Origin of the sequence: Pseudochrobactrum algeriensis (assembly GCF_018436245.1) — a bacterium.
Classification (GTDB): domain Bacteria; phylum Pseudomonadota; class Alphaproteobacteria; order Rhizobiales; family Rhizobiaceae; genus Pseudochrobactrum; species Pseudochrobactrum saccharolyticum.
Genome location: NZ_CP075361.1, coordinates 3,281,575 through 3,296,985, shown reverse-complemented (window position 1 = coordinate 3,296,985; position 15,411 = coordinate 3,281,575). Strand labels below are relative to the sequence as shown.

13 protein-coding genes are annotated in these 15,411 nt (G+C 47.2%); 8 read left to right on the top strand and 5 right to left on the bottom strand.

Going from position 1 to position 15,411, the window contains the following annotated elements; all coding sequences use genetic code 11:
* Positions 1-67 precede the first annotated feature (67 nt).
* Entirely contained in the window at positions 68-991 is a 924-nt protein-coding gene (locus tag KHQ09_RS17380) for a pyruvate, water dikinase regulatory protein (protein ID WP_370627017.1), read from the bottom strand.
* Positions 992-1,321: 330 nt separating this feature from the next.
* Between KHQ09_RS17380 and hemE the strand changes: the two genes are divergently transcribed.
* The 3 genes from hemE to rho all read left to right on the top strand — a co-directional run bounded on the left by hemE (position 1,322) and on the right by rho (position 4,387).
* The gene (gene hemE / locus KHQ09_RS17375; protein WP_213599570.1) at positions 1,322-2,347 is read left to right on the top strand and encodes a uroporphyrinogen decarboxylase; all 1,026 of its coding nucleotides are present in this window, start codon (positions 1,322-1,324) and stop codon (positions 2,345-2,347) included.
* Positions 2,347-2,877: a protoporphyrinogen oxidase HemJ gene (gene hemJ, locus KHQ09_RS17370; RefSeq protein WP_213599568.1), complete on the top strand. Its 531-nt coding sequence runs from the start codon at positions 2,347-2,349 to the stop codon at positions 2,875-2,877. Before hemE ends, hemJ begins: the two co-directional genes overlap by 1 nt.
* A 244-nt stretch (positions 2,878-3,121) precedes the next feature.
* Positions 3,122-4,387 carry a transcription termination factor Rho gene (gene rho, locus KHQ09_RS17365; protein WP_022709829.1) on the top strand — a complete coding sequence of 422 codons (1,266 nt, stop codon included), beginning with the start codon at positions 3,122-3,124 and terminating at the stop codon, positions 4,385-4,387.
* 55 nt (positions 4,388-4,442) lie between these two features.
* On the opposite strand, the gene KHQ09_RS17360 is transcribed toward rho, so the two are convergent.
* Positions 4,443-6,467, bottom strand: a complete 2,025-nt coding sequence (locus KHQ09_RS17360) for a thioredoxin domain-containing protein (RefSeq protein ID WP_213599566.1) — start codon at positions 6,465-6,467, stop codon at positions 4,443-4,445.
* A 91-nt stretch (positions 6,468-6,558) separates the two neighbouring features.
* Here KHQ09_RS17360 and mnmE point away from each other — a divergent pair, with 91 nt between their 5' ends.
* From mnmE to KHQ09_RS17335, 5 genes are all read left to right on the top strand, one after another.
* Complete coding sequence (gene mnmE, locus KHQ09_RS17355) at positions 6,559-7,887, top strand: tRNA uridine-5-carboxymethylaminomethyl(34) synthesis GTPase MnmE (protein WP_213599564.1); 1,329 nt, start codon at positions 6,559-6,561, stop codon at positions 7,885-7,887.
* Positions 7,888-8,106: 219 nt separating this feature from the next.
* Complete coding sequence (mnmG, locus tag KHQ09_RS17350; RefSeq protein ID WP_213599562.1) at positions 8,107-10,002, top strand: tRNA uridine-5-carboxymethylaminomethyl(34) synthesis enzyme MnmG; 1,896 nt, start codon at positions 8,107-8,109, stop codon at positions 10,000-10,002.
* Positions 9,999-10,631, top strand: a complete 633-nt coding sequence (gene rsmG / locus KHQ09_RS17345) for a 16S rRNA (guanine(527)-N(7))-methyltransferase RsmG (RefSeq protein WP_213599559.1) — start codon at positions 9,999-10,001, stop codon at positions 10,629-10,631. Before mnmG ends, rsmG begins: the two co-directional genes overlap by 4 nt.
* A gap of 54 nt (positions 10,632-10,685) precedes the next feature.
* Complete coding sequence (locus KHQ09_RS17340; protein WP_022709109.1) at positions 10,686-11,486, top strand: ParA family protein; 801 nt, start codon at positions 10,686-10,688, stop codon at positions 11,484-11,486.
* Between the two features lie 51 nt (positions 11,487-11,537).
* The gene (locus tag KHQ09_RS17335) at positions 11,538-12,416 is read left to right on the top strand and encodes a ParB/RepB/Spo0J family partition protein (protein ID WP_075653913.1); all 879 of its coding nucleotides are present in this window, start codon (positions 11,538-11,540) and stop codon (positions 12,414-12,416) included.
* A 58-nt stretch (positions 12,417-12,474) separates the two neighbouring features.
* On the opposite strand, the gene holA is transcribed toward KHQ09_RS17335, so the two are convergent.
* From holA to KHQ09_RS17320, 3 genes are all read right to left on the bottom strand, one after another.
* The gene (holA, locus tag KHQ09_RS17330; protein WP_213599558.1) at positions 12,475-13,521 is read right to left on the bottom strand and encodes a DNA polymerase III subunit delta; all 1,047 of its coding nucleotides are present in this window, start codon (positions 13,519-13,521) and stop codon (positions 12,475-12,477) included.
* 108 nt (positions 13,522-13,629) lie between these two features.
* Positions 13,630-14,424, bottom strand: coding sequence for an ABC transporter ATP-binding protein (locus tag KHQ09_RS17325; protein ID WP_022709106.1), 795 nt, complete (start codon positions 14,422-14,424; stop codon positions 13,630-13,632).
* Positions 14,421-15,302 (bottom strand): ABC transporter permease, encoded by an 882-nt coding sequence (locus KHQ09_RS17320; protein ID WP_022709105.1) that lies wholly within the window; start codon positions 15,300-15,302, stop codon positions 14,421-14,423. The genes KHQ09_RS17325 and KHQ09_RS17320 overlap by 4 nt, the downstream gene beginning before the upstream one ends.
* Positions 15,303-15,411: the final 109 nt, after the last annotated feature.

Genomic DNA, 15,411 nt, shown 5'->3' with positions numbered 1-15,411 from the left:
GCAGTTCAAAATACTTCTCTGAAGAATATCAGATATTTCACTACACAGCACAGTGAAAAAATACCTATCAATCATCGGTTCTGACACGCGGGCGCAGAGCCAGAATAGCTGCGGCTGTCTCTTCAATAGAGCGGCGTGTCACATCAATCACCGGCCAGTTATTGCGCTCGCAAATATTACGCGCATAGGCCAGTTCCTGTGCAATATTGATACGATCTGTGTAGCTTTCCGTATCCAACCCCGGAGATGTGCCGAGCAACCGGTTCTGACGGATATGAGAAATTCTCTCGGCACTGGCAATCAGCCCGACAACAAGCGGCTTTTTCACATGAAGCAGCGCTTCCGGCAGCGGTATGCCTAAAACCAACGGGATATTGGCGGTTTTGATACCGCGATTGGCCAGATAAATACTGGTCGGTGTTTTGGATGTGCGTGAAATACCAATCAGAATAATATCGGCTTCTTCCAGATCTGGCGGCAATTGCCCGTCATCATGCTCCATCGTGAAATTCAGCGCATCAATCCGGCGGAAATAATCAGCATCCAGCACATGCTGCGCACTGGCACGGCGATGGGCAGGCGCACCGAGATAGGATTGAAAAGTTGCCAGCACCGGTTCAAGTACAGAAACACTCGGAATACCCATCTGCGAACAGGCTTCATCAATTTTCAAAGCCAGTTTCTGATCCACCACTGTGTAGAGAACAATGCCTGGTTCGGCATCAATATTCTCCAGAATTTTAGCCAGCTGTTTCTCGGTGCGGATCAGCGGATACATATGCTCAATCGCCCGCGCATGACTGTATTGAGCGGCCGCCGCACGGCCTGCTGCAAGGAGAGTCTCTCCTGTTGCATCTGAAATCAGATGAAGATGAAAGTAAGAAAGAGTCTTTGTCACAGATTTCTCACATCCCTGTTGATGGCTGTGTGTAAAAAGTACCGGCTCAGAGACGTCTTTCTTTGCCTGTTGATTTAAACAGGATTCATCCACAGCGCGCCGGACTGTATATTCGTGACAATAAACACTGTGGGTAACAGGAGCAATTCAAAGATGGAAAGAATTCATTCAATGGTTGTCCACAGGATAGCATGAATGAATTTTTCAATAAGTATCCGTTTTTATTGATGAATTTTTGGTCGCATTGCTTTTTCCAGATTGATGGGCAATTTATCCACATCAGCCGGTTTTCATGATCAGCCTGTGGGAAAACTCAGGGAAACATTTAATCCCCGTTATCAACAGACTCTAAGAATCATAAGAATCCAAAAATCATCACTTTCTTTATGGGATAACCGGGGAAAACCGGTGTGGGTAAATCGCATGACACGTAAAGTTCTGAACGTTCTCAAAGGTGAAACCGTCTTTCCACCACCAATCTGGATGATGAGACAAGCAGGACGTTATCTCCCGGAATATCGCCAGACACGGCAGCAGGCAGGAAGCTTTCTTGATCTGTGCTATAATCCTGAACTGGCAACTGAAGTGACACTTCAGCCTATCCGCCGTTATGGCTTTGATGCAGCCATTCTCTTTTCAGATATTCTTGTCATCCCTCACGTTCTTGGACGTGACCTTCGCTTTGAAGAAGGAAGGGGACCTTTAATGACACCTGTGACAGTTGATGAAATTAAAGATCTCGACATTACAGGTAAAGCAGCCAAATTAAGCGCTGTTTATGAAACCGTCAGCCGTTTGCGCGAGCAATTGCCAAATGAAACCACGCTGCTCGGATTTTGCGGTGCCCCGTGGACTGTTGCCACCTATATGATCGCCGGCCACGGCACACCGGATCAGGCACCGGCACGTCTGTTTGCCTATCAGCACCGCGATGTTTTCATTAAACTGCTGACTGATCTTGCAGATATTTCTGCGGAATATCTGATTGAGCAGCTTAATTGCGGTGCCGATGCGGTTCAGATATTCGATTCATGGTCCGGCGTGCTGGATGAAGATTGCTTTGAAGATTTCTGTATCAAGCCGGTTGCCCGCATTGTTAAAAAAGTTCGCGAAACCCATCCTGATGCTGTGATTATCGGTTTTCCGAAAGGGGCAGGGATGCTCTATCGGGATTACCGCGCCAAAACCGGCGTAAATGCTCTTGGGCTGGACTGGTCTGTTCCTTTGACCTTCGCTCAAGAATTACAGCAACAAGGCACTGTACAGGGCAATCTGGATCCGCTGCGTGTGGTTGCCGGTGGTAAGGCTCTCGATGAAGGCGTGGATGTTATTCTCGAAAAACTGGGGCAGGGACCGCTGATCTTTAATCTTGGTCACGGAATTACACCGCAAGCACCGCTCGAAAATGTTGCTCAAATGGTCAATCGTATCCGTCAGGCAGGTGCATAATGGATAAATCCGGCACAAATACAGGCAATCCTGCTGTGAGAGCGGTCATTGCTGTCGTCATCACTGCCATTGCAGCCTATGCGCTGTTTTTTGCAGCGACAGATGCAGCCTATCTCTGGATCAAAGCGTTTCATATTATCGCTGTGATCGCATGGATGGCGGGTATGTTATATCTGCCGCGGCTTTTTGTGTATCACGCTCAGGAAAAGACCGGATCTGAAGCCTCCGAAACTTTTAAAATTATGGAACGCCGGTTGCTGCGCTATATCATCAATCCGGCAATGATTGTGACCTGGGTTTTAGGCCTGTGGCTGGCGTGGAAAATCTTTGAATTCCGCGGCGGCTGGTTGCACGGCAAGATTTTTCTGGTTGTTTTGCTGTCCGGCCTTCATGGTTATCTTTCCAAGAGCGTGCGGATGTTCGCTCAGGATAAAAATACTAAATCAACCAAACATTGGCGCATTGTGAATGAAATTCCGACAGTTCTGATGATTTTGATCGTCATTCTGGTTGTCGTAAAGCCATTCTGATCCCTATATTAAGATAAGAAATTACGCTTGGGACGCAGTTCAGAGCGTAATTTTCCTCTCTGAGACGATTTTATAGAGCTGCAGAGCGGTCTGCCTCTTGCTCAAATCACCGGAACCGGTTAAGGAAAGACACCTTCCTTCAAGAATAGCAGGTTTCCGATGCCGGTCATGCCCCTCATGACCATTATGAGCGCACAACTGCATTTTTCTTTTTTCAATCTTTTATAATATGAGTTCCGCACCCATGCAGGAAATGAAACTACAAGATCTTAAGAACAAGACACCTGTCGATTTGCTCGCTCTCGCTGAAGAGCTGCAGGTTGAAAACGCCAGTGTTATGCGTAAACAGGAACTGATGTTCGCTATTCTGAAGAGCCTTGCCTCTCAGGAAGTCGAAATCATCGGTGAAGGTGTCGTCGAATTATTGCCGGACGGCTTTGGCTTTTTGCGCTCGGCAAATGCCAATTATCTTCCGGGCCCGGATGATATTTACATTTCTCCTTCGCAGATCCGCCGTTTTTCGCTGAAAACCGGCGATACTGTTGAAGGACCAATCCGCAGCCCGAAAGAAGGCGAACGTTATTTCGCACTTCTGAAAGTCAATACAATCAATTTTGAGGATCCGGAAAAGATCCGTCATAAAATCCATTTTGATAATCTGACACCGCTCTATCCGAATGAGCGTTTCAAAATGGAACTGGATGTTCCGACCAATAAAGACAATTCAGCCCGTGTGATCGATCTGGTTGCACCGCTTGGTAAAGGTCAGCGTGGTCTGATCGTGGCGCCGCCACGTACCGGTAAAACGGTTTTGCTGCAAAATATTGCGCATTCGATTACCGCTAATCATCCGGAATGCTATCTGATCGTCTTGCTGATTGATGAGCGTCCTGAAGAAGTGACCGATATGCAGCGCTCGGTAAAGGGCGAAGTTGTATCCTCGACTTTTGATGAACCGGCATCCCGTCACGTTCAGGTTGCCGAAATGGTGATTGAAAAGGCAAAACGCCTTGTTGAGCATGGCCGTGATGTGGTCATTCTGCTTGACTCGATCACCCGTCTCGGCCGCGCTTATAACACCGTAATTCCTTCATCAGGTAAGGTTCTGACCGGTGGTGTGGATGCGAATGCGCTGCAGCGTCCGAAACGCTTCTTCGGTGCCGCCCGTAATATCGAAGAAGGTGGTTCGCTGACGATTATCGCAACCGCGCTGATCGATACCGGTTCGCGTATGGATGAAGTTATCTTTGAAGAATTCAAGGGTACCGGTAACTCGGAAATCGTGCTTGACCGTAAGGTTGCTGATAAGCGCATCTTCCCTGCAATGGATATTCTCAAATCCGGTACACGTAAGGAAGATCTGCTGGTACCACGTCAGGATCTGCAGAAAATCTTTGTTCTGCGTCGTATTCTTTCGCCAATGGGCACAACCGATGCGATTGAGTTCCTGATCGATAAGCTGAAGCAGACGAAGAATAATGCTGAATTCTTCGATTCAATGAATACGTAATTTGTTTCATTATGCTGATATTAAAAACGCCGCCTCAAAAGGGCGGCGTTTTTATTTAGAGCAGCTTCTCAAGATCAGCGGCATCATAGACCGGCGGTAAACAGACCTGATTGCGGCACAGAATGGCACAGGAGCATTCGCCAGCCAGAGACAGGAAAGAAGCCCATTGCGGCTGCTGTGAGGCTTGGCTACGGCTTAGAATGATATCTGTACGGCAAGGATCAGCATGACGTGATGCACAGTGATATAATTCATCATTCGTATTCTCAACGATCAGAACCAGTTTAACCGGATCAAGCAGTTGCACTGAGGCATTGAGAATTCCTGCCTGTCCATAAGCCATATGTTGACCACGCCCCAAAGCACGCTCTGTAAGCCTGTTGGCCTTTGTTAAAAGCGCTTCATCCTCTGCTATCAACGCCAGTCTTGTACAGGCTTCAATAATCTGGCTGGTGCTGCTTGGAATAGCTTCATCTTGATCGCCAAAAAGATAGAAAATGACATCATCATTATCCAAAGCTGTCAGTCGGTAATCACCATTCTGGTCGAGATGATGCTGATTAAGTGAGATTAACAATGCTTTGGCATCATCAATATAGTTTTGCTGCGGATCAGCCTGATAAAGCGACAAGGCTGCATTGATGAGCGCCGCATAATCAGATGACAGGGCAGGAAGCTTTGATGCAGACTTTGACCAGACATGTCTGATCGCAGCGCCTTGCTGAGGATATAATAGGTGATAGGTTGTTTTTGCGAGTTCCAGCCAATCGGTACGTTCAAAACCACGGGCAGCTTCAGCCAAAGCACGAATGAAATAGGCATTCCAGTCTGTCAGACATTTTTCATCGCGGCCGGGTCTGGTTCGCTGATTTCTGATGCCAAGCAGTTTTTCCCGCAGTGGTTTAAATATTTTATCATCTTCTTCGCTGAAATTCAGCATATCCAGCCGGTGAAGAATATTGCTGCCTTCCCAGTTTCCAGCAGGACTGACATTGTATTTTGTGATGAACTCAGGAGCATCTTTGCCGAGAATGCTCTCTATTTCTGACTGATCCCAGATATAAAATTTGCCTTCAACACCTTCGCTGTCAGCATCAAGTCCGGAGGCAAAACCACCATCCGGCAAAGCCATTTCAGATGTAATCCATTGAATAATTTCTTCGATTCGATTCCGAAACAATGGATCTTGTGTGCTGCTCCATGCCCATAAGCATTGCCTGATCGTCTGCGCATTATCATAAAGCATCTTTTCAAAATGCGGCACGAGCCAGAATGCATCAGTGCTATAGCGGGCTAAGCCACCGGCGAGGTGGTCATAAATACCGCCATTGAGCATTTTCTCAGTGCTGAGAATAAACAGATCATGATGTTGTTGCTGCTGACTGATTTTCCATGATGTCCAGAGCATCGACATGAACGGAAAATTCGGAAATTTAGGTTGTCCGCTGAGACCGCCATAAGTCGTATCAATACGTCTGGCTATTGTATCAGCATAGCGTTGGAAAGCGCTTTCATCATTCTCAGCAGGTTTAGCATCCGGTGTTAAAACAGTCTGCAAATGTGTTTTAAGCGCTGTCACATTGCCGCTAATCCGCTCGCGGTCATTCTTCCATAAAGTGCCGAGGCTTTGAAGAATATCCATAAAGCCGGGCAGACGACCATTGGCATGTTTTGGAAAATATGTGCCACCCCAAAAAGCATCCCCCTGAGGCGTTAGAAAAATTGTGAGCGGCCAACCGCCTTGTTCCCCCATGGCTGTGAGGGCTGACATATAAATCTGGTCAATATCCGGTCGTTCTTCCCGATCCACCTTAATATTGATAAAATGCTCATTCATCAGTTGAGCAACTTGCTCATCCTCAAAACATTCATGCGCCATGACATGGCACCAGTGACAGGCGGAATAGCCGATCGAAAGCAAAATCGGCTTGTCATGAAAACGGGCAAGTTCAAGCGCTTCATTGTCCCAGAGCTGCCAGTTGACCGGATTTGCACTGTGCTGTTTCAAATATGTGCTGTTCGCTGTATGAAGGCGATTAGAGCTGGCATTGTTTTGTGTCGGGCTTTGCGTCGGGTTCATGGCTTTGCCTTTCCGATTTTCAAGCCGATACAGTAGTGCTTCAGGCAGCTAAAGAACGGCAATCATTCTTTTAACTTGTAACGGATTTTCGATGTCAGTGCAGTCTTTTCATCACGATACTATTTTTGCGCTTTCAAGCGGGCGTTTGCCTTCAGGCGTGGCAATTATCAGATTATCAGGCCCACAAACTCGATTCATTACCGAAACTATCATTGGAAAATTGCCGGAAGCGCGAAAAGCCGTATTTAGTAATCTTAGAAGCAAAACAGGAGAAGTTCTGGACAGCGGTCTGACACTTTTTTTTGAGGGACCTAAAAGCTTTACCGGTGAAGATTGTGTGGAATTTCATATTCACGGCGGAATTGCTGTGGTTGAAAAATTTCTGGAAAGCCTGTCAGAATTTGAAAAATGTCGTTTAGCCGAAGCCGGAGAATTTACGCGTCGCGCATTTGCGAATGGCAAGATGGATTTGACGATGGCCGAAGGGCTGGCCGATCTGATTTCCGCTGAGACAGAAACGCAAAGACGTTTAGCGCAGCAAGTTGCTTCCGGCGCGCAACGCAATCTTTACATGGACTGGCGACAGAAACTCATTCAAGCGCGTGCATTTATCGAGGCGGAACTTGATTTTGCCGATGAAGGCGATGTGCCGGGATCAGTATCGGATCGCGTCTGGAGTGAGATGCATGATCTCACCAAAATTATTGAAAAACATATTGAAGATGGCAAGCGCGGTTCGATGCTGCGTGACGGTTTTCATATAGTCATTATTGGCGCACCAAATGCCGGAAAATCCAGCTTGATGAATTTATTGGCGGCACGTGATGTGGCAATTATTTCTGATGAAGCCGGTACAACGCGCGATTTGCTTGAAGTGAAGCTAAATCTGAATGGCGTTGCAACTTATGTAACAGATACAGCCGGCATTCGGGAAACCTCCGGTAAAGTTGAACAGATTGGTATTCAGCGTGCAATGGATAAAGCTGCGGAAGCAGATTTGATTTTATACATAGAGGATATATCAAATCCCATCACTGTAGACATTTCTGAGTTCCAGACAGATATCTGGACGATTGGTAACAAAGCCGATCTTAAATCTGAAACCATCCCAAACTATGATTATTTGATTTCGACCAAAAATAACGAAGGCATAAACAACCTTCTAAACAGGTTGAGTACTTATATTTCAGAGAAAACAAAACTTCAAAACGATGTCGTTCCGACGCGCCGCAGACATATTGATTTATTAAATCAATGCAAATCTGAAATTGAGAAAGCCGTTAATTCGAAAATCCTACCACTAGAATTAAGAGCAGAAAATCTACGCATTGCTTCTCAGCACCTTGGAAAAATTACCGGCGACGTAGACGTAGAAGATATTCTCGATCTCGTATTCTCTCAATTTTGCATCGGAAAATGATTCACGTGAAACAAATTTCATGATATAGGCTGATTAACAATCAGAGATGTTTCACGTGAAACATTCTGTGGAATCTAAAAACACAATTTGACTCGACTGAATTATTCTGAGTCGACAGATTCCCACGTCTGAAATTCTTGTACACTCTTGAGTTATGTGTTCCCTTTTCAGAGAGAACATGAGAATGATGATTCACGTGAAACCAAACAAGTTTTGGATATGATTATGACAGGTTTTTACGACGTCATTGTTATTGGTGGTGGTCATGCCGGCACAGAAGCAGCCGCAGCATCAGCAAGAACCGGCGCTAAAACTGCTTTAGTAACGCATCATTTTGATACGATCGGTGTTATGTCCTGTAACCCTGCTATTGGCGGATTAGGAAAAGGACAGCTTGTTCGTGAAATTGATGCGCTTGATGGTTTGATGGGCAAAGCTGCCGATCAGGCAGGTATTCAGTTTCGTTTGTTGAACCGTCGTAAAGGTCCTGCTGTTCGTGGGCCGCGCACTCAGGCGGATCGCAAATTATACCGTCTGGCTATTCAAAACTTCATCAGAGAACAGCAAAACCTGACGGTCATTGAAGGTGGTGCAGCAGATATTCTCGTTGAAAATGGTGTAGTCAAAGCTGTTCTACTCATGGATGGTACAATTATCAATTGTGCATCTGTTGTGCTGACAAGCGGAACATTCTTGAATGGCCTTATTCATATTGGTGAGAAAACTATCCCTGCCGGACGCATGGGTGAAAAACCGGCACTGGGACTATCTGAACGTTTGATTGGTCTTGGCTTTGCTTTAGGTCGTTTGAAAACCGGTACGCCTTGCCGTATTGATGGCAAGACGATTGACTGGGCAAGTCTGGATAAACAATCAGCAGATGAAGATCCGGTTCCGTTTTCAATGATGACGGATAAGATTACAGTACCACAAATTGATTGCGGAATTACACGGACAACGGATGCGACGCATCAATTGATCCGCGATAACATCCATCGCTCGGCAATGTATTCAGGAAATATTGAAGGCATTGGTCCGCGCTACTGCCCGTCGATTGAGGATAAAATCGTCAAATTCGGTGACCGTGACGGGCATCAGATTTTTCTTGAACCGGAAGGTCTTGATGATGATACTGTTTATCCGAATGGTATTTCGACCAGCCTGCCGGAAGATGTGCAGCTTGATATTTTGAAAACCATACCCGGATTGGAGCATGCGAAAATGCTGCAGCCAGGCTATGCTATTGAATATGATTTTATTGATCCGCGCGAATTGCAGCGCAGCCTTGAAACTCGTCGTGTAAAAGGTCTGTTCTTAGCTGGCCAGATTAATGGTACAACCGGTTATGAAGAGGCCGGAGCACAAGGCTTACTTGCTGGTTTAAACGCTTCCAGACATGCCGGTGGTAGTGAACCCGTTATTCTTCAGCGTACAGAAGCTTATATCGGTGTGATGATTGATGATCTAACTGCGCGTGGTGTCAGTGAACCATATCGCATGTTTACATCACGTGCAGAATTCAGACTTTCACTTCGTGCAGATAATGCCGACAGTCGTTTGACGCCTTTGGGTGAAAACTGGGGACTTATTGGTTCTGCACGGCAAACACGTTTCAATGAGAGAAAGCAGCAGTTGGATCAGGCGAGGGAGCTTGCTCAATCCTTGTCCATTACACCAAATGCTGCGGCTGGTTTTGGTTTGAATCTCAACAAAGATGGGATTCGCCGTACGCTTTATGATCTGCTTTCCTATCCGGATATTAATCTGGAGCGCCTCACAGAAGTCTGGCCTGAGCTTGCTGGTTTGTCTTCGGCGACAAAGGAAGCTTTGGAAATTGAAGCGCAATATTCCGTTTATCTGGATCGCCAGACAGCCGATATTGCTGTGATGGAGCGCGAAGAGCAGTTGATTATACCACGATCAATCCAGTTCTCGACAATTTCTGGTCTTTCCCTTGAATTGAAGCAAAAGCTTGAGAAGCGTCAGCCTTCAAATATTGCAGAAGCGCAAAGAATTGAGGGGATGACGCCTGCTGCCATCGCATTATTGATAACACATATCCGCAGACATGGTATTGCACAGGATATTTCGGGTGATTTGGCAAAACCAGCATGACAAAAGATAAATATTTTGATTCACTGAAACAAATATACCCATCTGTTTCACGTGAAACAGCCGATGATTTGATTGGTTTTGAAACGCTGTTCAAAAAATGGTCCAAAGCAATCAATCTGGCTTCGCCGAGTACACTGGAAACACTGTGGGAACGACACATTCTTGATAGTGTTCAGCTTTTTAAACTGGCGCCTCAAGCAAAACAGTGGCTGGATTTGGGGTCAGGCGGCGGTTTCCCTGGTGTGGTTTTGGCAATCATGCTGAAAGAAGCCGGCGGTTCAATAAAACTGGTTGAGAGTAACAGTAAGAAATCAGCGTTTTTGAGAAATGCATTGGCTCAATTCCAGACGCGCGGACAGGTTGTGAATGCCAGAATTGAAAGCTGTTATCAGCAAATTCAGGTTCCGGAAATCATCACTGCCAGAGCCTTGGCTTCGCTGGATAAGCTGTTTGAACTGACAGAACCCTGGATGGCAAAAGGTGCTAAGGCTTTGTTTCAAAAAGGGCGGGACTATCAGCGTGAAATTGATGAAAGTCTGCTGAACTGGAAATTTGACCTTGTACGACATGGAAGCGCAATAGAAGCGGATTCAGTCATTCTGGAAATCAGTAATTTACGACGCCGTTGAATGGCAATGACATTGAATGAGCATTGAAAACGGAAGTTATTCGGGACAATTATTATGAATAACAGAACACGGATTATAACGATCGCGAACCAGAAAGGCGGTGTGGGGAAAACCACAACGGCTATTAATCTGGCAACTGCTTTGGCTGCAATCGGTGAAAATGTATTGATTGTTGATCTCGATCCGCAGGGCAATGCCAGTACCGGACTTGGAGTAGACCGTAAAAATCGTCCATTGTCATCTTATGATGTGCTGACGCAGAATGCTTCTGTGCCGGATGCAGCAATTGCGACTGATGTACCAAATCTTTATCTGGTTGCATCGACACTGGATTTGCTCGGTATTGAAATGGAAATTTCCCATGCACCGGACAGAACCAGACGTTTGCGTGATGCGCTGCGCTTTGATTCAGGTATTGCCGATCATTTCAGCTATATTCTGATTGATTGTCCGCCGTCACTCAATCTTCTGACATTGAATGCAATGGCTGCCGCAGACTCTGTTCTGGTACCGTTGCAATGTGAGTTTTTTGCTCTGGAAGGCCTGAGCCAGTTGCTCGAAACCGTCAATCAGGTGCGCAATTCGCTTAATCCTGAATTGTCGATTCAGGGGGTTGTGCTGACCATGTATGACAGCCGAAACAATCTGGCCAATCAGGTTGTTGATGACGTGCGCGCCTTTATGGGCGAGAAGGTTTACCGGACTGTTATTCCGCGCAACGTGCGGGTATCGGAGGCACCGTCTCATGGTAAACCGGCCATTCTTTATGATCTGAAATGCGCGGGAAGTCAGGCCTATCTTCAGCTGGCATCCGAAGTAATCCAGCGAGAACGCCAGCTTCGTACCGCAGCATGAAACTGACTATTCGATTCGACTACGTAACAATTTGCAGAAAGCATTCAACTGATGAACGATGATCCTTCAAAAAAGCGTCTTGGTCGCGGTCTGGCAGCTCTGATTGGGGATATCGACCGGCCTGTGGAAGAACGTAAGGCACCGGTTCCGCTTGAACGTTATGTGCCTATTGAATTTGTAAGCCGTAATCCGCGCAATCCGCGTCGCATTTTTACGGAAGCTGAGCTGGAAGATCTGGCACAGTCCATTCGTGAGCATGGCATTGTACAGCCAATTGTCGTGCGTCCGGCACCGGAAAATCGTGAGCATTTTGAGCTGATTGCCGGTGAACGTCGCTGGCGTGCGGCACAGCGTGCCGGTTTAACCGAAATTCCAGTTATTATGCGCGATGTGGATGATCGCGTTGCTCTTGAGCTGGCAATTATCGAAAACGTTCAGCGTGCTGATCTGAATCCTGTTGAAGAAGCAATGGGTTATCAGCTGCTGATTGATGAACATGATTACACGCAAGCTGATCTGGCACAGGTTATCGGTAAGAGCCGCAGTCATGTTGCGAATACGCTGCGTCTTCTTAAGCTGCCGACTGAAGTGCAGGGGCTGATCAATGATGGTGCTTTGACTGCCGGTCATGCACGCACACTGATTACAATGGAAAATCCTCAGGCTGTTGCAGAACGCATCGTCAAAGAAGGTTTGTCAGTCCGTCAGGTTGAGGCTCTGTCTCAGGCTGAGAGCAAGGGTATTCCGGCGGTTAAGCCTGAACGTGCACCGGTTGAAAAAGATGCTGATACACGGGCATTAGAAAAGCTGCTTTCTGATGTAACCGGTATGAAAGTTGAAATTAATCATCGTGATCGTGGTGGTGAAGTTCGCATCCGTTATAGTTCTCTTGAACAATTGGATGAAATTTGCCGCCGCTTGCAAAGTTGATTTACTAAAAATTAAAAGAAAAGTCGGTCTGAGTACCGGCTTTTTTATTATGATAAAATCAACGTCTTTGTTTATTTCTTATTGCTTCTACTGTCAGAGCAATAAAAGCCTGTCTGATGATTGCTGTTGACAGGGCCGAATTCTGTCGGCTTTCCAGAACTGTGCGCTGAAGCCTGTCTGTCACCTTGTTGAGCGCTGCAACGCTCCAGAGTCCCAAAGCCGTCTCAACCAGCTTTTTACGGGCAAAGAAGATCGGTGGTTTTGCAGAATTGACAACAAGCCCTGCCGGTACATTTCCTGTTTCCATAGCATAGCGCAATGTCTGTAATTGGCTGAACTGACGGATAGCCGAATTGACGAGCAGGAAAGGGTGGGTGCCGGTATTGACTACGCGGTCAAAGGCAATGTTGAACTTTGGCAGATCACCAATCAGAACAGCGTCGATCACCCCATCCTGAGAAAGAGCGGCGACATCGCCGACAGATTCCCGCACATCTTCAAGCTCAATACGCTGCTGACCGCGCGCATAAAGGCAAAGCTTTTCAAGTTCACCGCGTGTGGCCAGACGGTCGCCGCCAAGGCTCAGGCGCAGAAACTGACGGGCATCATTGGAAATTTGCAAATTATTGGCTTGCAACACATCGTCGATCAAACCGTCAATGCCGCGCGCATCATCGCTATAGCAGGGCAGAGCCATGGCTGTGGAGCCGTTTTCCACATTGGTGCGCAGTGCTGCACCTTTTTTCAGATCACCGGCCTCAACCAGAATATAGGTGTCCTGAGGTGGCTCTGAAATCAGGTTCTTAACGGCCTCAGCCAGATTTTTTTGTGCCGAAGCATTTTTAATCCAGATCAGACGATCTCCGCCGAACATGGAAATTGTTCGGGCTTCATCAATCAGGCGGGCAGGGTCCTTGTCTATTTCATCCGCTTCAATCCGTAAAACCGCGAACGGATCATCCAGAGGCAGGCCGGTCAATTTGGCGAATTTTGCGCCACGCTCGCTAACAAGACCTTTGTCGGGACCATAGAGCAAGACTACCATTCCGGTTTGAGCCGGACGCGCGAGAAACCCGTCAACTTCATGTGCTTTTTTCTGTGCCATAAGTCTGCTTACAACAAAGGCGGCTAAAGTGAAATCCGTGTTTCAGCTTTCAAATAAAAATGCCGCGGGATGAGCGCGGCATTTTTAAGTTTCAGATGACAGAGCTATTTACTGAATCAGCAATGCATCATCATCCAGTGTTTCACCGCGTACTTTTTTGAACATATCAATCAAGTCTTTAACGGTAAGGTTCTTACGCTCATCGCCAGAAACATCGAGGATGATATTACCGCCATGCAGCATGATTGTACGGGTACCGTAATCAAGTGCCTGCTGCATGGAGTGGGTCACCATCATCGTCGTCAGCTTGTTTTCACTGACCAGCTTGGCTGTGAGTTTCATAATGAAATCTGCCATGCCCGGATCAAGCGCAGCTGTATGTTCATCTAGCAACAAGACTTCTGATTTTGTCAGGGTGGCCATGATGAGAGACAGTGCCTGACGCTGACCACCGGAAAGCAGATCCATACGATCCTGCACACGGTTTTCCAGACCGAGATTAAGCCCTGCAATCCGTTCGCGGAACAATTCACGACGCTTATGATTAAGCGCATGGGACAGGCCACGCTTTTGACCGCGCATGGCTGCGAGAGCAAGGTTCTCTTCAATCGACAATGCACCGCAGCTGCCGGTCAGCGGGTCCTGAAACACGCGTGCTACCATGGAGGCACGGTCAGCGGTCGACTGTTTGGTGACATCTTTATTGCCGATCAGGATTTTTCCTTCAGAGGCCTGAACATCACCGGCGAGGGCACCGAGCAGGGTGGATTTACCTGCACCATTGGAACCGATTACGGTAACAAATGTGCCTTCTTCAATCTTCAGATTGATGCCGGAAAGTGCCTGTTTCTGCAGAGGTGTGCCACGTCCGAACACAACACCAAGATTTGAGACTTCAATCATTTGGAGGCTCCTCCGCGACGAAGGCGTGGCAGAATAAGTGCCAGTGTCACCAGTACGGCTGTTGCCAGATTAAGGTCAGACGCTTTGAGCCCGATGAAATCACTGCTCAGCGCCAGCTGGATGGCGATACGATAAAGTATGGAACCGATGATACAGCCGATCAGCGCCCAGAGCAAAAAGCGCGTGCGGAATAATGTTTCACCGATAATCACCGCGGCAAGACCGACAACAATTGTACCTACACCGGAGGTGACATCTGCAAAGCCGTTTGTCTGAGCAAATAATGCACCGCCAAGAGCAACCAGAGCATTGGACATAGCCATGCCGAGATAAATCTGACGATCGGTTTTCACGCCCTGTGCGCGTGCCATACGCGCATTGGTACCGGTTGCACGCATGGCAAGACCGATATTGCTTTCCAGAAAACGCCAGATGAGCAGGGCGGCGATGATAACAAGAACGCCAACAAAAAGCGGACGCACATAATATTCAGGAACACCTAACCCATAAAAAGGTGAGATCATTGTATCCTGATTAATCAGAGCGACGTTCGGCTTGCCCATCACACGCAGATTGACTGAGAAAAGCGCAGTCATGGTAAGGATGGAGGCCAGAAGATTAAGGATGCCGAAGCGGATATTCAATGTTGCGGTTACAAGTCCGGCAACAGCGCCTGCCATCATGGCAATCAGCGCGGCAAGCCACGGATTAACACCGGCAATAATTAAAACAGCAGTAACAGCGGCGCCGAGTGGAAAGGAACCATCCACAGTCAGATCTGGAAAATCAAGCACACGAAACGACAGATATACGCCGAGGGCTACAAATGAAAAGACCAGACCTAATTCGACCGCACCCCAAAAAGCGATCAGACTCACAATAATGTTCCTTCGGCTTGTGCAGACGGCCGGCACTCTCAAGCGGGTCAATCACAGAGTTTCTGTTCTGACCGTCTGATAATACGGGGCAGCCTGCCTGTTGAAATCT